The sequence below is a fragment of the Pseudozobellia sp. WGM2 genome, assembly GCF_017810075.1.
Taxonomy (GTDB): domain Bacteria; phylum Bacteroidota; class Bacteroidia; order Flavobacteriales; family Flavobacteriaceae; genus JADNYK01.
The window spans coordinates 162,500-179,095 of record NZ_JADNYK010000008.1 but is presented as its reverse complement, the minus strand read 5'-3'; the positions used below and the strand labels follow the sequence as shown (position 1 = coordinate 179,095).

Here is a 16,596-nt window from a genome sequence, read left to right as displayed (position 1 = left end):
AAACGAAAAAAGAGGCCAAAGGGCCTCTTTCTTAATCTTGGTTGGTTATTTATCAGTGCTGAACCATTAGAATTTCGGTATAAGACTTACCATTTCGATCCAAAGTCTTTATCAAATACTGCCCTTTCGGATAAAGGGATACATCTATGGCATATGCATCACCCAATTTGTTCGAGTTAGGTTGAAAGGATTCAAGTAAACGTCCAGACATATCATATATAGCTATGGACGATACCGTAGTCTCTTGATTAAAATAGATGTAAACTATTTCTGAAGCCTGGTTCGGGTAAAGATTCATTTCATTGACCTTTGCCATAAAGTTTGTTGGTTGGGTCTTACTGTTATTCTCTTTTGCCGAACTTGAATTTGATGTACCCTTTATTTCAATCGCATTAATTATTGGATGACGTTTACCACCAACAGCATCACGCGAATCAAAACCTATATTTAAAACCCCGTCGGAAACAACAACCGTATGACTCTTGACCAGAATGGCCTCCGCACCTACCTCAGCATAAATATCAAGATTATCTTCGGCCAAATTACCCTCGATGCTTACATCAAAAACACGTTTTCCCGCTCCACCAGAACCTCCACCGGTGGCACCAAACCAGAGTTCGGCAAAATAGAGGTTAACGTCATACTCGCCATTTTCCAGAGGGATATCGTAACTCATTTGCTGTGAGCGACTATATCTAAAAGTACTATAAGGTTCTGGGAGACCTGTTTGTGGTCTGTATAATGTGCTACCTGTTGAATAGTAAGTATCTTCTATAAACTCTTTATTATCATAAGAAGCAGTATCTCCACCCGCATTGACATTAAGGACAAAATCATCTTCGCCACTCACATTTACAGTGACGGTATCAAAGGCCATATCGTTTTCATCATCCATTACCGTAACTCTAAAAACATATGAACCTATTGTTAAGCCAGAAACATTCAATTCGTTACTTCTCGACCCATTAAGAATTGCGCTATTTGGCCCGCTAATTTGTGACCATTGATAAACCACAAAGCCCCCATCTGGATCGTTACCTGCCCCTTGTATCACAATATTATTCTGAGAAAGGTTAACATCTAAATCTGGCCCGGCACTGGCCATAGGAGCCAACATTAAATTGGTTGATAAGGGCATAGAAATAGTTTGATCTATAATCGTATTACTGTGGGTTATAGGTCTACCACCCGCCACAATGAGATGGTCATCAAAAGATTGAACAGCCGCTTCTTCCAAACCATTTCCCGGAAGTTTACAAATCTCTTTCCACTGGTTAGTTTTTGAGTCATATTCAGAAATATCACCGATTACTTCACCATTCTCAACTCCACCCGTTATAATAATTTTTCCGTTGTGCCATGTGGTCGCTCCCTTAAAATGTGACCTAGGTCTGGCCAAGTCTGTCAGACGAGTCCATTCATCAGTTTCCGGATTATATGCATGAACAAATTTAGTGTCATAACGCGGTCCGTCATGCCCTACCTGTCCACCTATGGCATAAACAAGCCCGTTCAACGCAATACCACTATGGTGATTTCGAGGCTCAGGCATAGGTTTAAGATTTGACCAACCATTTTCTTCATTGGTTAAATCTAAAACCATATGATCCCCCACAACGGTTTTTCTATCAGGTAAAAGTCCACCAAAATGATAAATTTTATTCCCCAAAAGAGCCACAGCCCCAGAACCCATTTCCCTTGGCAATTTTGGGCCCATTCTCCAAGTATCGGTAAGTACATTATAAATTTGTACCAAATCAGTCGCCACTCCAGGGTTATCACCGGCAAAACCACCAACGAGCCAAATTTCATCACCGGTAGCAACCGCAGCAGTATGGGTGACCGGTAAGGGCATAGATGCGCCAATTTGCCATTCATTGGTATCAACATTGTAAATTTCAGTTTCAGGAACAACTTTTATTCCTGTTTTGAAACCTCCTAAAACATATAATTTATTCCCAATTTTTTGACTGACTCCTTCAAACCGCTCTATGTTTGAGTCGGCCAATTCCGTCCATTCACAAGAAGGGTTAGTAATAGTCCAACTAAAGAATGTCGAAACATCTGCAGACCCCTGTTGAGAAACGGTAATTTTCACATCATGAATTCCATTCTTATTTTCACCACCTCGGGTAGCAGCTTCATCTATTATTCCCGATAGCCTACCGGATGAAGGGTCGATAGTTAGGCCATCAGGTTGACCGGAAATTGCAAATACGAAACCTTCATTCGGGTTTCCACCTGAAACTATTATGTTCAAATCTATTTCACTATTAATGTCGTTTGTTAAATTTGGTATAGCTTCCAAAGCCAGTTCTTCCGTTTGAACTTGCTGCCCTAAAATCTCAATAGCATTAAGAATTGGGTGTCTATTGCCACCGTCCTCTTCTAAAGCAGAAAAATCAATATCGAGAACACCATCAGAAACGGTTACCGTATACCTTTTAGAAAGAACGGTTTCTGCCCCAACCTCAGCAAATACATCTAAGTTATCTTCTCTAAGTTCATTTTCAATTTTGACATCAAAAACTCTGCTACCTACCCCACCGGAGCCTCCACCTGTTGCTCCGAACCAGAGTTCTGCGAAATAAAGATTTACGGTGTACTCGCCATCTTCTAAAGGAATGTCATAGCCCATTTGCTGACTTCGGCTGTATCTAAAACTCTGGTAAGGCTCTGGTAAGCCGGTTTGCGGTCTTTTAAGGACGTTGGAACTCCCGACAAAATTATTGTCCGCCAGAAAATTATCTCCATCGTTAACAACATGATCCCCGCCTGTATTAAAACGGAGAGCAAAGTCGACATTCGGATTGCTTAAATCGCAATCATCAATTTTCCCACCGTCAACAAGGACCCAACCAAGATTATCTTTCAAACTTTGCCTTGCCTCTTGAGATTCGCAATATTGGCTATTTCCACCACCAAATTCAACCGAACTTTGTACATTTTGGCTTGACCAATTATTTAAGATACTGTCATAGTTATTTAGAGATAAGGTTATGCCGGTGAACATATCTCTCATATCGGTAACGTTCTCAATATTCCAAGAGCCCAAATCTTGATTGAAAGAATTACTTCCTTTAAACATCTGTTGGGCAATTATCAGACTTTGTGTATTCCAATTGGATAAATCTTGATTAAATGAAATTGCATCGCGAAACATTCCCTGTGCATATTTGACGTTCGCAACATTCCACGAACCAATATCTTGGTTAAAACTACTCGCATTTTCGAACAAGTATGCCATTCTTTCAACTTTACCTACATCCCAATTACCTATATCTTGATTAAAAGGTGTATTCTGAAACATTGACCGGATATCAGTAGCCGAGCTCATATCCCAACCTCCGATATTTTGATTAAAAGGTGTTCGAGTAAACATTTGTTCAAAATTACGAACCTTCGAAACATCCCAATTGCCAATATATTGATTGAACTGAGAACCCATAAACATTTGGCGCATGTACTCTAAACTTGAAGTATCCCAATTACCTATATATTGGTTAAATGGGGTTTGATAAAACATTGCGTAAGTAGTTTTAACTTTGCCAATGTCCCAATTACTTATATCTTGGTTAAATGAAGTTTCTGAAAAAAGTTCGGACATATCTTCAATGTTCGAAACATCCCAATTTGTGAAATGTCCATTGTTAGGAAGAGACGCTGCTCTGTAAAAAGCTTTATTCAAAGATTTAACCTGGGATAAATTTGGTGAATCAACAGCGCTAATACTCATATTTCTACACCCTAAGAATGATGATTCAAAAGTTTGCCAAGTAATATCTCCCCATTGTACAATATCAATTATCTTGTCTCTATCGCCAATACCCGACATGCCAAAAGTAATCGATGGGAAATTGCCTGAAATAGCTACTTGATACGTGCCCTGTTGAGCATAGGTGTGCGTAATATCACCAGTAACACCATCGTCTGTTGTGCCATCTCCCCAACTAACACTATAAAAATAATGTTCATTGGGGTTAGTGGGAATCATTATTTGATTGTCAGATGAACTTCCGGGATTATCCGTTTTCCATGTGGTGATAAATGGGCGCATATTTTCTTCATCATCTTCTTCTATGCCTAATATTTCAATAGCATTAATTATTGGATGTCTTTCACCTCCTACCTCATTTCTGGAATCAAAATCAATATTCAATTTACCATCACTAACTATTACCGAGTATGATTTCACCAATATATTTTCTGCTCCTACTTCGGCAAATACGTCAAGGTTGTTTTCAACCAAAACACCCTCAATATTGACATCAAAAACTCTGCTACCTACCCCACCGGAGCCTCCACCTGTTGCACCGAACCAGAGTTCTGCAAAATGTAAATTTACGGTGTACTCGCCATCTTCTAAAGGAATGTCATAGCCCATTTGCTGACTTCGGCTGTATCTAAAACTCTGGTAAGGTTCCGGTAAGCCGGTTTGTGATCGTCTTAAAGTACTGCCCGAATCATATCCGAAATCATTTGAATACGATAATCCGGAATAGTTTGATTCACTTCCCCCACTATTAATTCTCAGTGCAAAATCACTATAAGAATTTGAATTTTGTGCTAGAAGTGAACTGAACGAAAACGATAGAAATACAAAGAAAAGTAGAACTTTTTTCATGTAGTGTTAATTTGGTTGAATAGTATTGATAGAGCAAAATAAACGTTCAAATTCCGACACCCATTATTGCTCAGGTAAACAACAAATATATTCGACCTAATGAGAAAAAATCATAATTCTACCCAAGGCTTACTTTAATCAATCGAAGAAGGCAACACACATTATACTAAGCAACTAAGTAATATCTACTGCTAATATAAATTTGAAAATTTGAAAAAATTGAAATACTCATTTTGGCATACATACAGAGAACTTTCAATGGATATATGGTTTCAAATCATCACAAGAAACTTATACTATATCGCAGATTGGAAAATAAAAGAATAGGGTAAACTTAAAAGACAGATTTTCTTAATAGAAAATAAAGATGCTTTTGTTTCGCAGTACAAAAGGAAAAGTTATTTATAGAAGCCCTCTACCCCTTCAAAAAACTTTTCATAAAGCTCAAAGTCTAGTTCTTTATTATCTGTAGGAAAAAATGGTTCAGAAATTTTAATCTGTTTTTTGCCATAATCGAAAGCTACGAGCACAATCGGAACTTGTGCCGTCTTGGCAATATAATAAAACCCAGTTTTCCATTGGGCTACCTTCTTTCGGGTTCCTTCAGGCGCAATAGTCAGTCGGAACAAATCCCTTTCTTCAAATATTTTGGCCGTGGCAGTCACAGTATCGTTCTTTTTGCTGCGATCAATCGGTGCACCGCCCATCCACCTAAAAAACCATCCGAATGGAGGTTTGAACAAACTACTTTTCCCTATCCAATTAATGGGTTCGCTCCAAACGGCACGAACGAGTACGCCTAAAAAAAAATCTGCATAACTGGTATGAGGCACTACCGCAATAACAAACTTGTTCAAATGTGCAGGAAATTCTCCCACCATTTTCCAGCCCAGAATATTATTAAAAATTAAATGGGCCAGTTTTTGCACAGTTCAGATTCTTAAATTGATTAGGTGATATTAGGGTGTATTCCGATAAGATTAAAACAGGGTTTAAATTTTCCTGTAAATTGCCTGTAGCTTTTCCGCAGTAATAATTTCACGCCAAGACGTTCCCAAGGCATTTTCCCATAGCGGTCCCATTGCCAATGATACCGAAACCATGATATCAAATTGCTCATCGCTCAAGTTTGAACATATTCCCTTTGGCATAATGATTCCATGTTTGTTCTGCATCTCTTTAAATAGGGCTACACCTTCAGGGTAAAACTCTTGAAGGTGTTGAAAAACCAAGCAATTACCTATACCGTGCCTTACCCCCAATACATAACCCAGACCATAACTCATGGCATGGGCCACCCCTACTTGTGAGTAGGCGATACTCATACCACCATGCCAAGAAGCCATCATCAATTTCTCACGTGACTCCTCTTCGGATATATCACCAAGATAAACCTCTTTGCAAAGTTCGAGGGCCTTCTCGCCGTAACTTTGACTAAAGGCGTTCAAATAAGTGCCGTCCAGAGATTCTATACAATGGATAAAGCAGTCCATACCCGTGTAAAACCACTGTTCTTTTGATACCCCTTGGGTCAAATCTGGGTCTAAGACTACTTGATCGAAAGTGGTGAAATCGGAGTTGATTCCTAATTTTTTTTCTGGGCCCAACAAAACGGTAGTTCTCGAAACTTCTGCCCCAGTACCGCTGATTGTAGGAATACCTACATGGTAAACCGATGGTTTATTGACGAGGTCCCAACCCTGATATTCTGAAGAACCGCCGCGGTTAGTCAATAAAATTGAAACCGCTTTGGCGAGATCCATTAAGGTTCCTCCACCAATGCCGACAATACCCGACGGTAATTCACTATATTCTTTTCTTATCATTTCTACTAGCGCGTCTACCTGACTGGTTTTTGGCTCTTCATCTGCCGAAATGAATATAATCTGATCATTGAAAAGTAAGGGTATGCGGTTGGCCAACTCTTTTCCTTCGAAAACATCGTCGACCAAAAAAATAAAAGGTGCATCTGAATGTTTTCTCTTGGGAAGCAAAATATCGCCCAATTGGTCAAAACTACCTTTACCAAAAATAACGCGGGGCACCATAGGAAAGTTCTTATAGTTCGTTTTCTCGGTGAAAGCAACTTGCTGTATTCCCAAATCTTTATTAAACTCCATATGCAATGATCATAATTTTTATCCTCTAAAAAAAAGAAGATATGCTACTTCTTGTCTCTCTTATTTCAGGTATTCCAATATATCTGAGAGTTTACTAATTTTCAAATAACGATAATTGTTCTCTTCGACCTTCACTTCTTCGTGCTGCCAAGTTGTATGAAAAGGAACATGTACCGCCTGCGCGCCAATATTTATTAAAGGAAGTACATCAGACTTCAACGAATTACCGATCATTAAAAAATCTTTGACATCGATTTGTAAATGTTCGAGCAGTTGACTGTAATTATCTTCCTTTTTGTCGCTCAATACTTCAACGTGATGAAAATATGCTGATAAACCCGATTTTTCTAGTTTTCGTTCTTGGTCTAAAAGATCGCCTTTTGTCAAAACGATTAAACGATAATCATCTTTTAATTGCTCTAAAACGGTTTTCACATCATCAAGTAGTTCAACCGGTTCAAGCAACATCTTTTTTCCCAAGTCTAAAATTTCACCAATAGTTTGCTGTGAGACTTGATTGTTCGAAAGCTCAAGTGCAGATTCTACCATAGAGAGTACAAAGCCCTTGATACCGTAACCATAAAGTTCAAGGTTCTTGATTTCCATTTTAAAGAGCTCTTGGTCTATTTTATTTTTGGTCTCGTACCCTTCTAAAAGACTGGCAAACCTCTCTTCCGTATCTCTAAAATATGTTTCGTTTACCCATAAGGTATCATCGGCATCGAAACCGATTACCTTTATAGTGCTATAATCTACTTCCATGCTTTTTGTGCCTTTTCTAGGTCATCTGGCGTATCGATTTCGATACCTGTGACATTGGTTTCGACCATTTTAATTTTTTTACCATATTCCAAATATCGTATGGCCTCAATTTTCTCAGTTGCCTCTAGCGGTAACATAGGTAAACGGTGAAAATCCATCAAGGCACTCTTACGAAAAGCATAGATACCTTTATGTTTGTAATAAAGAATATCAGACTCTGTATTTCTTGGATAAGGTATTGGTGATCTTGAAAAGTAAAGTGCAAAATTTCGGTGGTCTACGATTACCTTCACCGTATTTGGGTTTTTGATTTCTTCATCATCTGTAATGCGAACCATTAATGAAGCCAAATCAATTTCAAGCTTATCGTCATTACGAAATACTTCAAGCACACCTTTGAGGCTTTCCCTATTTGTAAAAGGTTCATCACCTTGCACGTTTACTATGATGTCAACATTCATATCGGTAACGGCCTCGGCAATTCGGTCACTGCCACAATCGTGTTCCTTAATACTCATAATAGCTTTACCACCAGCTGCCGTTATGGTATCAAAGATAACATCGCTATCGGTTACCACATAAACCTCGTCAAAAAGCTCAGTTCTTAGAGCAGCTTCGTAAGTTCTGAGAATAACCGGTTTACCCGATAAATCTTGCATTAGTTTTGCAGGAAATCTAGAGGCCGCGTAACGGGCCGGAATCATAGCTATGATTTTCAAAATCTTAAATAAATTTTAATTTCTATTCACCTGAAATGTATGATAACCTCTAAACCGTATACATTTCATTTAACACTTTTCATTTCATATCGTTCCTAGGTCGCAATCTTCGGTAAATTCTAAAAATTATGACCAGAATACCTATGACCAAAACAGCAGCCAGAATGGGCATAAAAATCGATGCAGCGGTCACAACCATTGCCGTACCTGTTTCTACTGTTGAAACTATAGGGTTGCCCAGCCCCCCCGTAGTGGCAGTAGATGCCATTCGACTTGTTGCTCCCGCCCCTTTTATAGCGGTTGCAGTACCTCCACCAGCAATAATGGCCAAAGACCATGTTACCAAAGGATCCAAATTAGCTACGGTAGATACCATAACCGCGGTACCCGCTATAGCCGCCAAAGGAACGGCAAAACTATCTAAAAGATTATCAACCCAAGGAATAAAATATGCAAAGATTTCAACAAGGGTGGCAACCCCTAAAGTCAATACTGCCGCCAAGCTACCGATCCATTGCCAGCTGTCATTAAGCTGCCACATATCGAAATAAGCCGCTAGACTAAGGGCGAAAAGTGGTAAAAACACCCGAAAACCGACCGAAGCGGCCAATCCTACACCTAAAAAAATACTGATAATTGTTTCTGAAGTCATTTTCTCGATACTACTTATGACATATTTAAAAGCCGCAAGAGCGAACAAACATGTTCGATTTAGAGTCTCTACTTAACTTCAAAAACATTTAAAATTGTAAGACACCCTTAACATTACGAATTTAACTTATTCCGTATCAACAAAAAAATCACTCTTAAAACCAATAAGGTAAAGTTGTTTCTTTGCCCGGGTTACGGCGGTGTATAACCATCGTAAATACTCTTTATCGACCCCGTTGGGTAAATAGGGTTGCTCTACAAAAACCGTATTCCATTGCCCACCTTGTGACTTATGGCAAGTTATGGCATATGAAAACTTGACCTGTAAAGCATTAAAATATTTGTTGTTCTTCACACCTAGAAATTTCTTGTATTTAGATTTTTCGTTGGCATAGTCTTTCATCACTTCTTGATACAGCCGATTACCATCTTCGTATGACAACGATGGTGTTACCGCTTTTATAGTATCTAGCAACAAAACGGTCTCAAATGGTTTTTGATTGGGGTAATCTACCATTTGCACTTTGACTTCCGCAAACCGAAAGCCATAAAGTTCTTTAATATTGAAAATTTCCAAGACTTCGATAATATCTCCGTTTGCGATAAAACCAGCTTCTGTATTCGGCTTGAGCCAGAAATAGTTGTTTTTCACTACCATCATATAATCCCCGACCGCCAAATCACTTTCAAGAAATAGAATTCGACTGCGAATATTCTCATTATATAAATTGGCCCTTTTGTTCGAACGTACGATAAAGGTCGTTTCTTCTTTACCGTTTTCTGAGTACGAAGTATCTATCGCCTCTTGTATTTCATGCCCATCGATAAGCCTAACAATATCTTTGAAAGGGCTTACATTGAACTTGAAGTTTTCGAAAAAATTATCTTGAATTTGCTCTCTCAACAAAGTGGCATTGGCTAAAATTCCGGAATCCTCAGCTTGTCGAACCACTTCATCCAACTCTAACTTTATTACCTCTTTATTATAGTTCAGCGATAACTTGTCCGAATCAAGTGCCGGACTCAAATCTAAGTGTACAGGGGGAAGCTGGGCCGTGTCACCGATTAAAACCAACTTACAATTGTGACCTGAATAGACATACATCAACAAATCATCTAAAAGTGCCCCATTGTCGAATAGTTTAGAATCGGCCGGGGCATCAGGTATCATAGATGCCTCATCAACAATGAAAATGGTATTTCTATGCTTATTCGGCGCCAGAACGAATTTAATACCACCCGCACCTTGCTTTTTAGGAAAATATATTTTTCTGTGGATGGTGTAGGCTTGAGTGTTCGAGTAGTTAGACATTACTTTTGCCGCTCTTCCCGTAGGGGCCATCAAAACCGATTTTTGTGTGGTTTTCCAAAGCGTGTTGACCAAAGTACCGATTAAGGTAGTCTTGCCGGTACCCGCAAAGCCCTTCAACATAAAGACCGTATCACTATCTTTTGATAATACGAAAGTTGATAACTTTTGTAAGGCTGCAGATTGTTTTATTGTAGGTTCATGAGGAAATTTCTCGACTAATAAACGGTAAAAAGATGCGTCTGTAAGGCTGACCATAGAGCTCAAAGATAAACATGATTTTTACGGGAAATACTTTTACGATTGAAAAAAAATTGTAGATTTGTCGTAACCACTAAATTTAAAATAACACTATTAAAAAATGAAGACCGTAATTCAAATTGTACTTTGGATAGTTTGCATAGGATTGGGATATCTTATTTATCAATCCGTAACAGGCCCCATCGAATTTAATAAAGTGAAGCAAGAGCGTTTTGGACAGGTTATATCTAAACTTAAAGATATCAGAAACGCACAAGAGGCCTATAAAACGGTTAACAAAAGATACGCTAAAGACTTCAACAGTCTAATTAAGTTCGTTGATACTGGAATGTATACCATTACACAACAACGCGACTCTTCTTTCATGGAGTTTGACGAAACTTATCAAATCGATTTATTAAAAGAGGTCAAGATTATCGACACATTAGGTACCGTTTCAGTCAAAGATTCTTTATTTAAAAGCGATAATCGTTACAAGAATCTAGAAGACGTACCGAATGCACAAAACGGAGAGAAATTTAAAATGGAAGCAGGTTTTGTTGACAAGAGTGGCTATAGAGCTCCTGTATTCAAAGCCCATGTTGATAAAGCCGTAGTACTTCATGATCAGCCAAAAACCCTGTTAGACAAAGAAAAAGCAGAAATCGGCGTAGATGAGGTTAATGGACCCACTATTGAAGTAGGCTCTATGGAAGAAGTTAGTACAAGTGGTAACTGGCCACCAGTTTATGACAAAAAAGGAGACCAATAGCATCACTACAGATTCAGTAGAAAAGTTTAAGAAATTGTCCATTCAGGTTAGCCTGAATGGACTTTCTTTTTGTGTATTCGATTCTGTATCGAATTCCGTGTTAAGTTCAGAAAATCTATTATTTGAAAAAACGCTTACTCCTTACGAAATTTTAAAGCGTTTAAAAAAACTGCTAGAGTCGAACAACATTACCGGTCAACATTTTGTCGAAGTGGTGGTAGTTCACAGAAACCAACTTTTCAGCCTAGTACCCAAATCACTTTTCGACCCTGAAGAATTAGCGAATTACCTTAAGTTCAATACCAAAATATTGGCGAATGACCATTTGGCCTACGACGAGTTCGAAAGCCATGACATGGTAAATGTTTATGTACCCTTCGTGAACATAAACAATTACATTTATGAACTTTACGGTGCGTTCACTTTTAAGCATAATGGCACTGTGATGGTAGAATCACTACTGAATGGCAAGACTCAGGCCAAACAACCTGTTTGCTTTGTTTACGTTCAAGAAAAACAAATGGACCTCACGATAATCGACCAGAAAAACCTTCTACTGTTCAACAGCTTTAGATTTAATACCAAAGAAGATTTTCTGTACTATCTACTCTTTGCTTTAGAACAACTAAAATTCGATACCGAAACCGTTTCATTAAAACTTTTTGGCGCTATCAATGAGGGTGACGATATCTACGAGATATGTCATAAATACATTAAGAACTTATCAATATTCATTCCTGATTTCGGTGCCCACCACTACATCGACAACTCTAAAGAAACGATTGATTTCACAGTACTAAATGCGCTCTAATGCGAATTATTTCAGGCATACATAAAGCAAAGCGAATCACCGCCCCGAAAAAACTTCCGGTCAGGCCTACTACCGATATGGCCAAAGAAGCACTGTTCAATATATTGAACAACCGCTATTATTTTGATGAAATTTCTGTTCTCGATTTATTTAGCGGTACAGGCAATATCGCATATGAATTTGGTTCTCGTGGTACTCGTGAAATTACGGCCGTAGATAGTCATCATGGTTGTGTCAGGTTTATTGCCGATACTTCTAAAGCCTTAGAATTAAATATCACAGCCCTAAAAAGCAATGTTTTTGATTACCTAAAGAGGTCGATGGTCAAATCGGATATTATTTTCGCCGACCCCCCTTATGATTTAGATTTAACCGAATTTGAAAAAATTCCGAATTTGGTTTTCGAGAACGGTTTGTTAGAAGAGAGCGGAGTATTGATTATTGAGCATGCCAGTCATATGGATTTATCACATCTCGAGAATTTTAATGAAAAGAGGAAATATGGTGGAAGCGTTTTCAGTTTTTTTCAAAAAAACGAAGAATAGTTTTAATTCATATCCCACAAAAAAATAAGCAGACCATAAGCCGGATTCTGTAAGACCCAAAGGCCTTCCCTTATCATTTATCTAGTTCAAGCATTACTGCTAGACTCTAACCGCCTACCCTTCGATTTGGGCGTGCAGCCCTCAAGCACCGATTTACATGACGTTTCACCGCATAGAGTTTACCTGGTTTCACTACAGCATTACCTGTACATTCTTTCTGCTGCACTTGTCCTATTCGTCAAAAAACGAACGACGGGTGTTACCCGCTATGCTGCACTATGGTGTCCGGACTTTCCTCTCCCGTTTAAAATAATTTGAACGGCAGCGATAAGGTGGTCTGCTCAACTCGCAAAATTAGACTAATTGTTGATAAATTAAGACTATATCCTACTGAAAAAAAAGGCTCGAACCTTTGCTATTTTTATATTTGTAGTTACGTCGCATCATCTCTAATAAGAACCTTTTGGAACATTTTGTAGTATCGGCCCGCAAGTATAGACCCCAAACGTTTAAAGACGTGGTGGGGCAACAGGCCATAACGAACACCCTTACCAATGCCATCGATCACAATCATTTGGCACAGGCACTTTTGTTCTGTGGACCAAGAGGAGTCGGTAAAACTACTTGCGCCCGAATTTTAGCAAAAAAAATAAACCAAGATGGCACTGAAAGGGAAGATGAAGATTTCGCTTTTAACATTTTTGAACTCGATGCCGCATCGAACAATTCGGTAGATGACATTCGTAATTTGATTGATCAAGTGCGCATTCCACCTCAGGTCGGCAAATACAAGGTCTATATCATCGATGAGGTTCATATGCTATCTCAATCGGCTTTCAACGCTTTCTTGAAAACACTCGAAGAGCCACCTAAACACGCTATTTTCATTCTGGCGACCACTGAAAAGCATAAAATTATACCTACCATATTATCGCGCTGCCAGATATTCGATTTTAAGAGAATTACAGTTAAAGATGCTGCTGAATATTTAAAATATATTGCCGAAAGCCAAGGTATTAATGCGGAAAACGATGCGCTACATATTATTGCGCAAAAGGCAGATGGTGCCATGCGCGATGCCCTTTCCATTTTTGATAGGGTCGTTAGTTTTTCAGGGAAAGAACTTACCAGAAAAGCGGTTACCGAAAATCTTAACGTACTTGATTATGATACCTATTTTGCGGCCACCGATTTTATGTTGGAGCACAACATACCCGAATTGCTGCTATTGTTCAACAAAACGTTATCCTTAGGTTTCGACGGACATCATTTTATAAGCGGATTAGCTTCGCACTTTAGAGATTTAATGGTTTGCCAACATCAAGACACCATTAATTTGCTCGAGGTCGGTGATAACGCCAAACAGCATTATCTAGAGCAGTCTAAAAAAACCGGAAACAGCTTTTTACTTAAAGCTCTAGATTTGGCCAACGATTGCGACTTAAAGTATAAAACCAGCAGAAATCAAAGGCTATTGGTAGAGCTTACCTTGATGAAGTTAGCCTCCATCGGCTTTGGGGCTGAAAAAAAAAATCTTGATGGCAACGTAGTCGCTGAAACTCCAGCGGACTATATTCTACCTGCGTCACATTTTAAGAATGTGCAAACACAGAAAAAAGTCGTTGAAAAACCTCAGCCCGAACAAAAGCTTATTGATAACAAACCGCCCAGTGAAGTAGGTGAACATGCAGAGCCAATTGCTAATTATGAACGCATTTCAGAACAAGCTGAAAAGGAAATAACCGTTGCCGAACCAAAACCTCAAAATACAGAAGAAGGCACAGAGCGACCTGAACTATCGAAGGAAGCCAAAAAGCTAAAGTCAGAAATTGTAAGCAAGCGTATATCGGCCCTTTCCATATCTAGCTTAAAAGCAAAGAAAGCTCACGAGAACAATAAAAAAGACCATTCTATTGATATAAATAGTTTGCCACGTTCTCCTTTCTCCGAAGAAGAAATGCAAAAACATTGGGCAGAATTCGTTAATGAAATTGATGTAAAGGGGAGAAAAATTCTTGCTTCGAACCTAAACTCAGATGTCCCAAAACTTCTTCAAGATACCACTATTTGGATTGAACTACCTAATAGTACAATGAAGAAAGAAATAGAACGTGAACAGTACGACTTGATGGAGTACTTGAAAACACAACTCAATAATTATTTTATTAATTTGAAAATTACGGTCAATGAAGAAACAGCGAAGAAATTTGCTTTTACGCCCGAAGAAAAATATGAAAAACTAAGGGAAAAGAACCCTACTATAGACCTATTACGACAAACTTTTGACCTTGACCTCTAAACGATTTTATTCTCTGGTCGCCCTTTGATATAGCGAAGCCTTAAGGCGAAAACTAAAAATACGAGGGCGACAATCAACATTCCACAGGCCTCTCTCCCTTTTTCAATATTTACAATATCACCCTCTCCTATAGTGAACCCTTCAAACATTTCTGGCCATAGAAAAGCTGTGGCTATTAGATAGGCCAAACAAAATATCAAGGAAACTTTAAAACCCAATCGGCCATATGCGAATAGCAGACAACCTAAAGCGGCCAAGCCATAAATTATATACCACAAAAAAGCATCAGGGTCATTGTACTGCAAATAAGCAGCCCATATAAATAGTATGGCGAATACTATCCCCAATATTTTAAATAGATTTTTCACGTACTCTCGGTTATATGGTTTTCCAATATAGAGAAAACCTCTGTTGCGGCAATATCTTTAGGAAATGACGAAGTAGGATTATCAGAAATAAAGATGGGAAAATCTGCCTTATCTTCCGGTATCCGACCATGCGAACCTTTGACCAGCGTAGCTTTCAACGGAATAATATCCAATACGGTGCGGAAACCCATTTTCTTTTTCAACAATTTACCTGCCACCTTTGCCATGACCAGTTTGTCTTTCGGATCGGTCAACATTTCAACCGGGTCATACCCCGGTTTTTTATGTATATCTACCATTCTAGCATAATCAGGGGCCTTGGCATCATCTAACCAGAAGTAATAGGTAAACCAAGAGTCCGGCCCTGCTATAGCTACCAAATCACCGCAACGTTCGTGGGCTAAATTGGCTTTTTCAATCTCCTCTCCAGACAGAACTTTTTCAACACCGGTAATTGTTTCTAAAAGTGCTTTGACCTCTTGTTTGATCGTCGGGTCATTCAAATAAATATGAGCCACTTGATGGTCGGCTACCGCAAAGGCTTTACTCGCCCCCGCATCTAAAAGTTCTAAACCTCTTTCTATACGTATGGATAAATAGCCTTTCGAACGTAGAATTCTATTGAGGTGTACCGGATTGTTTACATCGGTTATACCGTATTCCGATAAAATTATAACCTGTGCATTACGTTGTTTGAAATATGATACTAATTTTTTTACCTCAGCATCAATTTCATTCAAGTCTTTCTTAATCTTCTCAAAATCAAGACCATGCCGCTGTATGTTATAATCTAAATGGGGTAGATATACCAATGATAGTGTCGGATTGTGCATCTCGTCGGTGCGTATCGCGGCATCGGCAATCCATTTGCTTGATTTTATAGAGGTTTTAGGGCCCCAAAAATGAAATAATGGGAATGTACCCAATTCTTCTTGCAAGGTATCTCTGAGTTCTGCAGGATGCGAATAGATATCCGGAATTTTACGACCGTCCGCCAAATAATTCGGTCGAGGTGTAACGCTATAATCGGCCGTGGAATACATGTTGTACCACCAGAAAAGATTGGCACACGAAAAGTGGGGGTCCATTTTTTTTAATTTATCCCAAATCTTTTCCGACTCCACTAGTTTATTGGATTGTCTCCAGAACTTTATCTCACATTCATCTTTGAAGTACCATCCATTACCTACAATACCATGTTCCGCAGGCGTTTTACCTGTCAAATAGGTAGACTGTGCCGAACAGGTAACCGCAGGCACTACCGGGTCTATATAGGCTGACCTTCCATTTTTCAAAAATGATTCGATAAATGGGGTATGTTCCCCAATTAAACGTTGGGTAAGCCCAACAACATTAATAACTACCGTTTTCTTCAT

Annotated in this window: 13 protein-coding genes and 1 other RNA gene; 4 read left to right on the top strand and 10 right to left on the bottom strand. The window is 38.9% G+C overall.

The window, feature by feature from the left end; genetic code table 11:
• Positions 1 to 52 precede the first annotated feature (52 nt).
• From IV512_RS17095 to IV512_RS17065, 7 genes are all read right to left on the bottom strand, one after another.
• Entirely contained in the window at positions 53 to 4,624 is a 4,572-nt protein-coding gene (locus tag IV512_RS17095) for a malectin domain-containing carbohydrate-binding protein (RefSeq protein WP_209405555.1), read from the bottom strand.
• Between the two features lie 398 nt (positions 4,625 to 5,022).
• Complete coding sequence (locus IV512_RS17090) at positions 5,023 to 5,553, bottom strand: 1-acyl-sn-glycerol-3-phosphate acyltransferase (RefSeq protein ID WP_209405553.1); 531 nt, start codon at positions 5,551 to 5,553, stop codon at positions 5,023 to 5,025.
• A gap of 63 nt (positions 5,554 to 5,616) precedes the next feature.
• Positions 5,617 to 6,744 (bottom strand): iron-containing alcohol dehydrogenase family protein, encoded by a 1,128-nt coding sequence (locus IV512_RS17085; RefSeq protein ID WP_209405551.1) that lies wholly within the window; start codon positions 6,742 to 6,744, stop codon positions 5,617 to 5,619.
• A gap of 60 nt (positions 6,745 to 6,804) precedes the next feature.
• Positions 6,805 to 7,506, bottom strand: a complete 702-nt coding sequence (locus tag IV512_RS17080) for an HAD family hydrolase (RefSeq protein ID WP_209405549.1) — start codon at positions 7,504 to 7,506, stop codon at positions 6,805 to 6,807.
• On the bottom strand, positions 7,497 to 8,210 hold the full coding sequence (gene kdsB / locus IV512_RS17075) for a 3-deoxy-manno-octulosonate cytidylyltransferase (protein WP_209405616.1): 714 nt from the start codon (positions 8,208 to 8,210) through the stop codon (positions 7,497 to 7,499). Before kdsB ends, IV512_RS17080 begins: the two co-directional genes overlap by 10 nt.
• A gap of 94 nt (positions 8,211 to 8,304) precedes the next feature.
• The gene (locus IV512_RS17070; RefSeq protein WP_209405614.1) at positions 8,305 to 8,877 is read right to left on the bottom strand and encodes a DUF4126 domain-containing protein; all 573 of its coding nucleotides are present in this window, start codon (positions 8,875 to 8,877) and stop codon (positions 8,305 to 8,307) included.
• Between the two features lie 126 nt (positions 8,878 to 9,003).
• Positions 9,004 to 10,443, bottom strand: coding sequence for an ATP-dependent RecD-like DNA helicase (locus IV512_RS17065; RefSeq protein WP_209405547.1), 1,440 nt, complete (start codon positions 10,441 to 10,443; stop codon positions 9,004 to 9,006).
• Positions 10,444 to 10,546: 103 nt separating this feature from the next.
• On the opposite strand from IV512_RS17065, the gene IV512_RS17060 reads away from it, so the two are divergent.
• From IV512_RS17060 to IV512_RS17050, 3 genes are read left to right on the top strand one after another with little or no spacing between them, the layout of a single operon-like run.
• On the top strand, positions 10,547 to 11,197 hold the full coding sequence (locus IV512_RS17060; RefSeq protein WP_209405545.1) for a hypothetical protein: 651 nt from the start codon (positions 10,547 to 10,549) through the stop codon (positions 11,195 to 11,197).
• Positions 11,175 to 12,008 (top strand): DUF3822 family protein, encoded by an 834-nt coding sequence (locus IV512_RS17055; protein WP_209405543.1) that lies wholly within the window; start codon positions 11,175 to 11,177, stop codon positions 12,006 to 12,008. The genes IV512_RS17060 and IV512_RS17055 overlap by 23 nt, the downstream gene beginning before the upstream one ends.
• Positions 12,008 to 12,553 carry an RsmD family RNA methyltransferase gene (locus IV512_RS17050; RefSeq protein WP_209405541.1) on the top strand — a complete coding sequence of 182 codons (546 nt, stop codon included), beginning with the start codon at positions 12,008 to 12,010 and terminating at the stop codon, positions 12,551 to 12,553. The genes IV512_RS17055 and IV512_RS17050 overlap by 1 nt, the downstream gene beginning before the upstream one ends.
• A gap of 21 nt (positions 12,554 to 12,574) precedes the next feature.
• Here the strand turns inward: IV512_RS17050 and rnpB are convergent.
• An RNA gene (rnpB, locus tag IV512_RS17045) (RNase P RNA component class A) lies at positions 12,575 to 12,897 on the bottom strand.
• A 119-nt stretch (positions 12,898 to 13,016) separates the two neighbouring features.
• Here rnpB and IV512_RS17040 point away from each other — a divergent pair.
• Positions 13,017 to 14,852, top strand: a complete 1,836-nt coding sequence (locus IV512_RS17040; RefSeq protein ID WP_209405539.1) for a DNA polymerase III subunit gamma/tau — start codon at positions 13,017 to 13,019, stop codon at positions 14,850 to 14,852.
• Here IV512_RS17040 and IV512_RS17035 read toward each other — a convergent pair.
• Together IV512_RS17035 and IV512_RS17030 are read right to left on the bottom strand one after the other, a co-directional pair.
• Positions 14,849 to 15,220 (bottom strand): transmembrane 220 family protein, encoded by a 372-nt coding sequence (locus IV512_RS17035; RefSeq protein WP_209405537.1) that lies wholly within the window; start codon positions 15,218 to 15,220, stop codon positions 14,849 to 14,851. The genes IV512_RS17040 and IV512_RS17035 overlap by 4 nt on opposite strands.
• The gene (locus IV512_RS17030; protein ID WP_209405535.1) at positions 15,217 to 16,596 is read right to left on the bottom strand and encodes an alkaline phosphatase family protein; all 1,380 of its coding nucleotides are present in this window, start codon (positions 16,594 to 16,596) and stop codon (positions 15,217 to 15,219) included. The genes IV512_RS17035 and IV512_RS17030 overlap by 4 nt, the downstream gene beginning before the upstream one ends.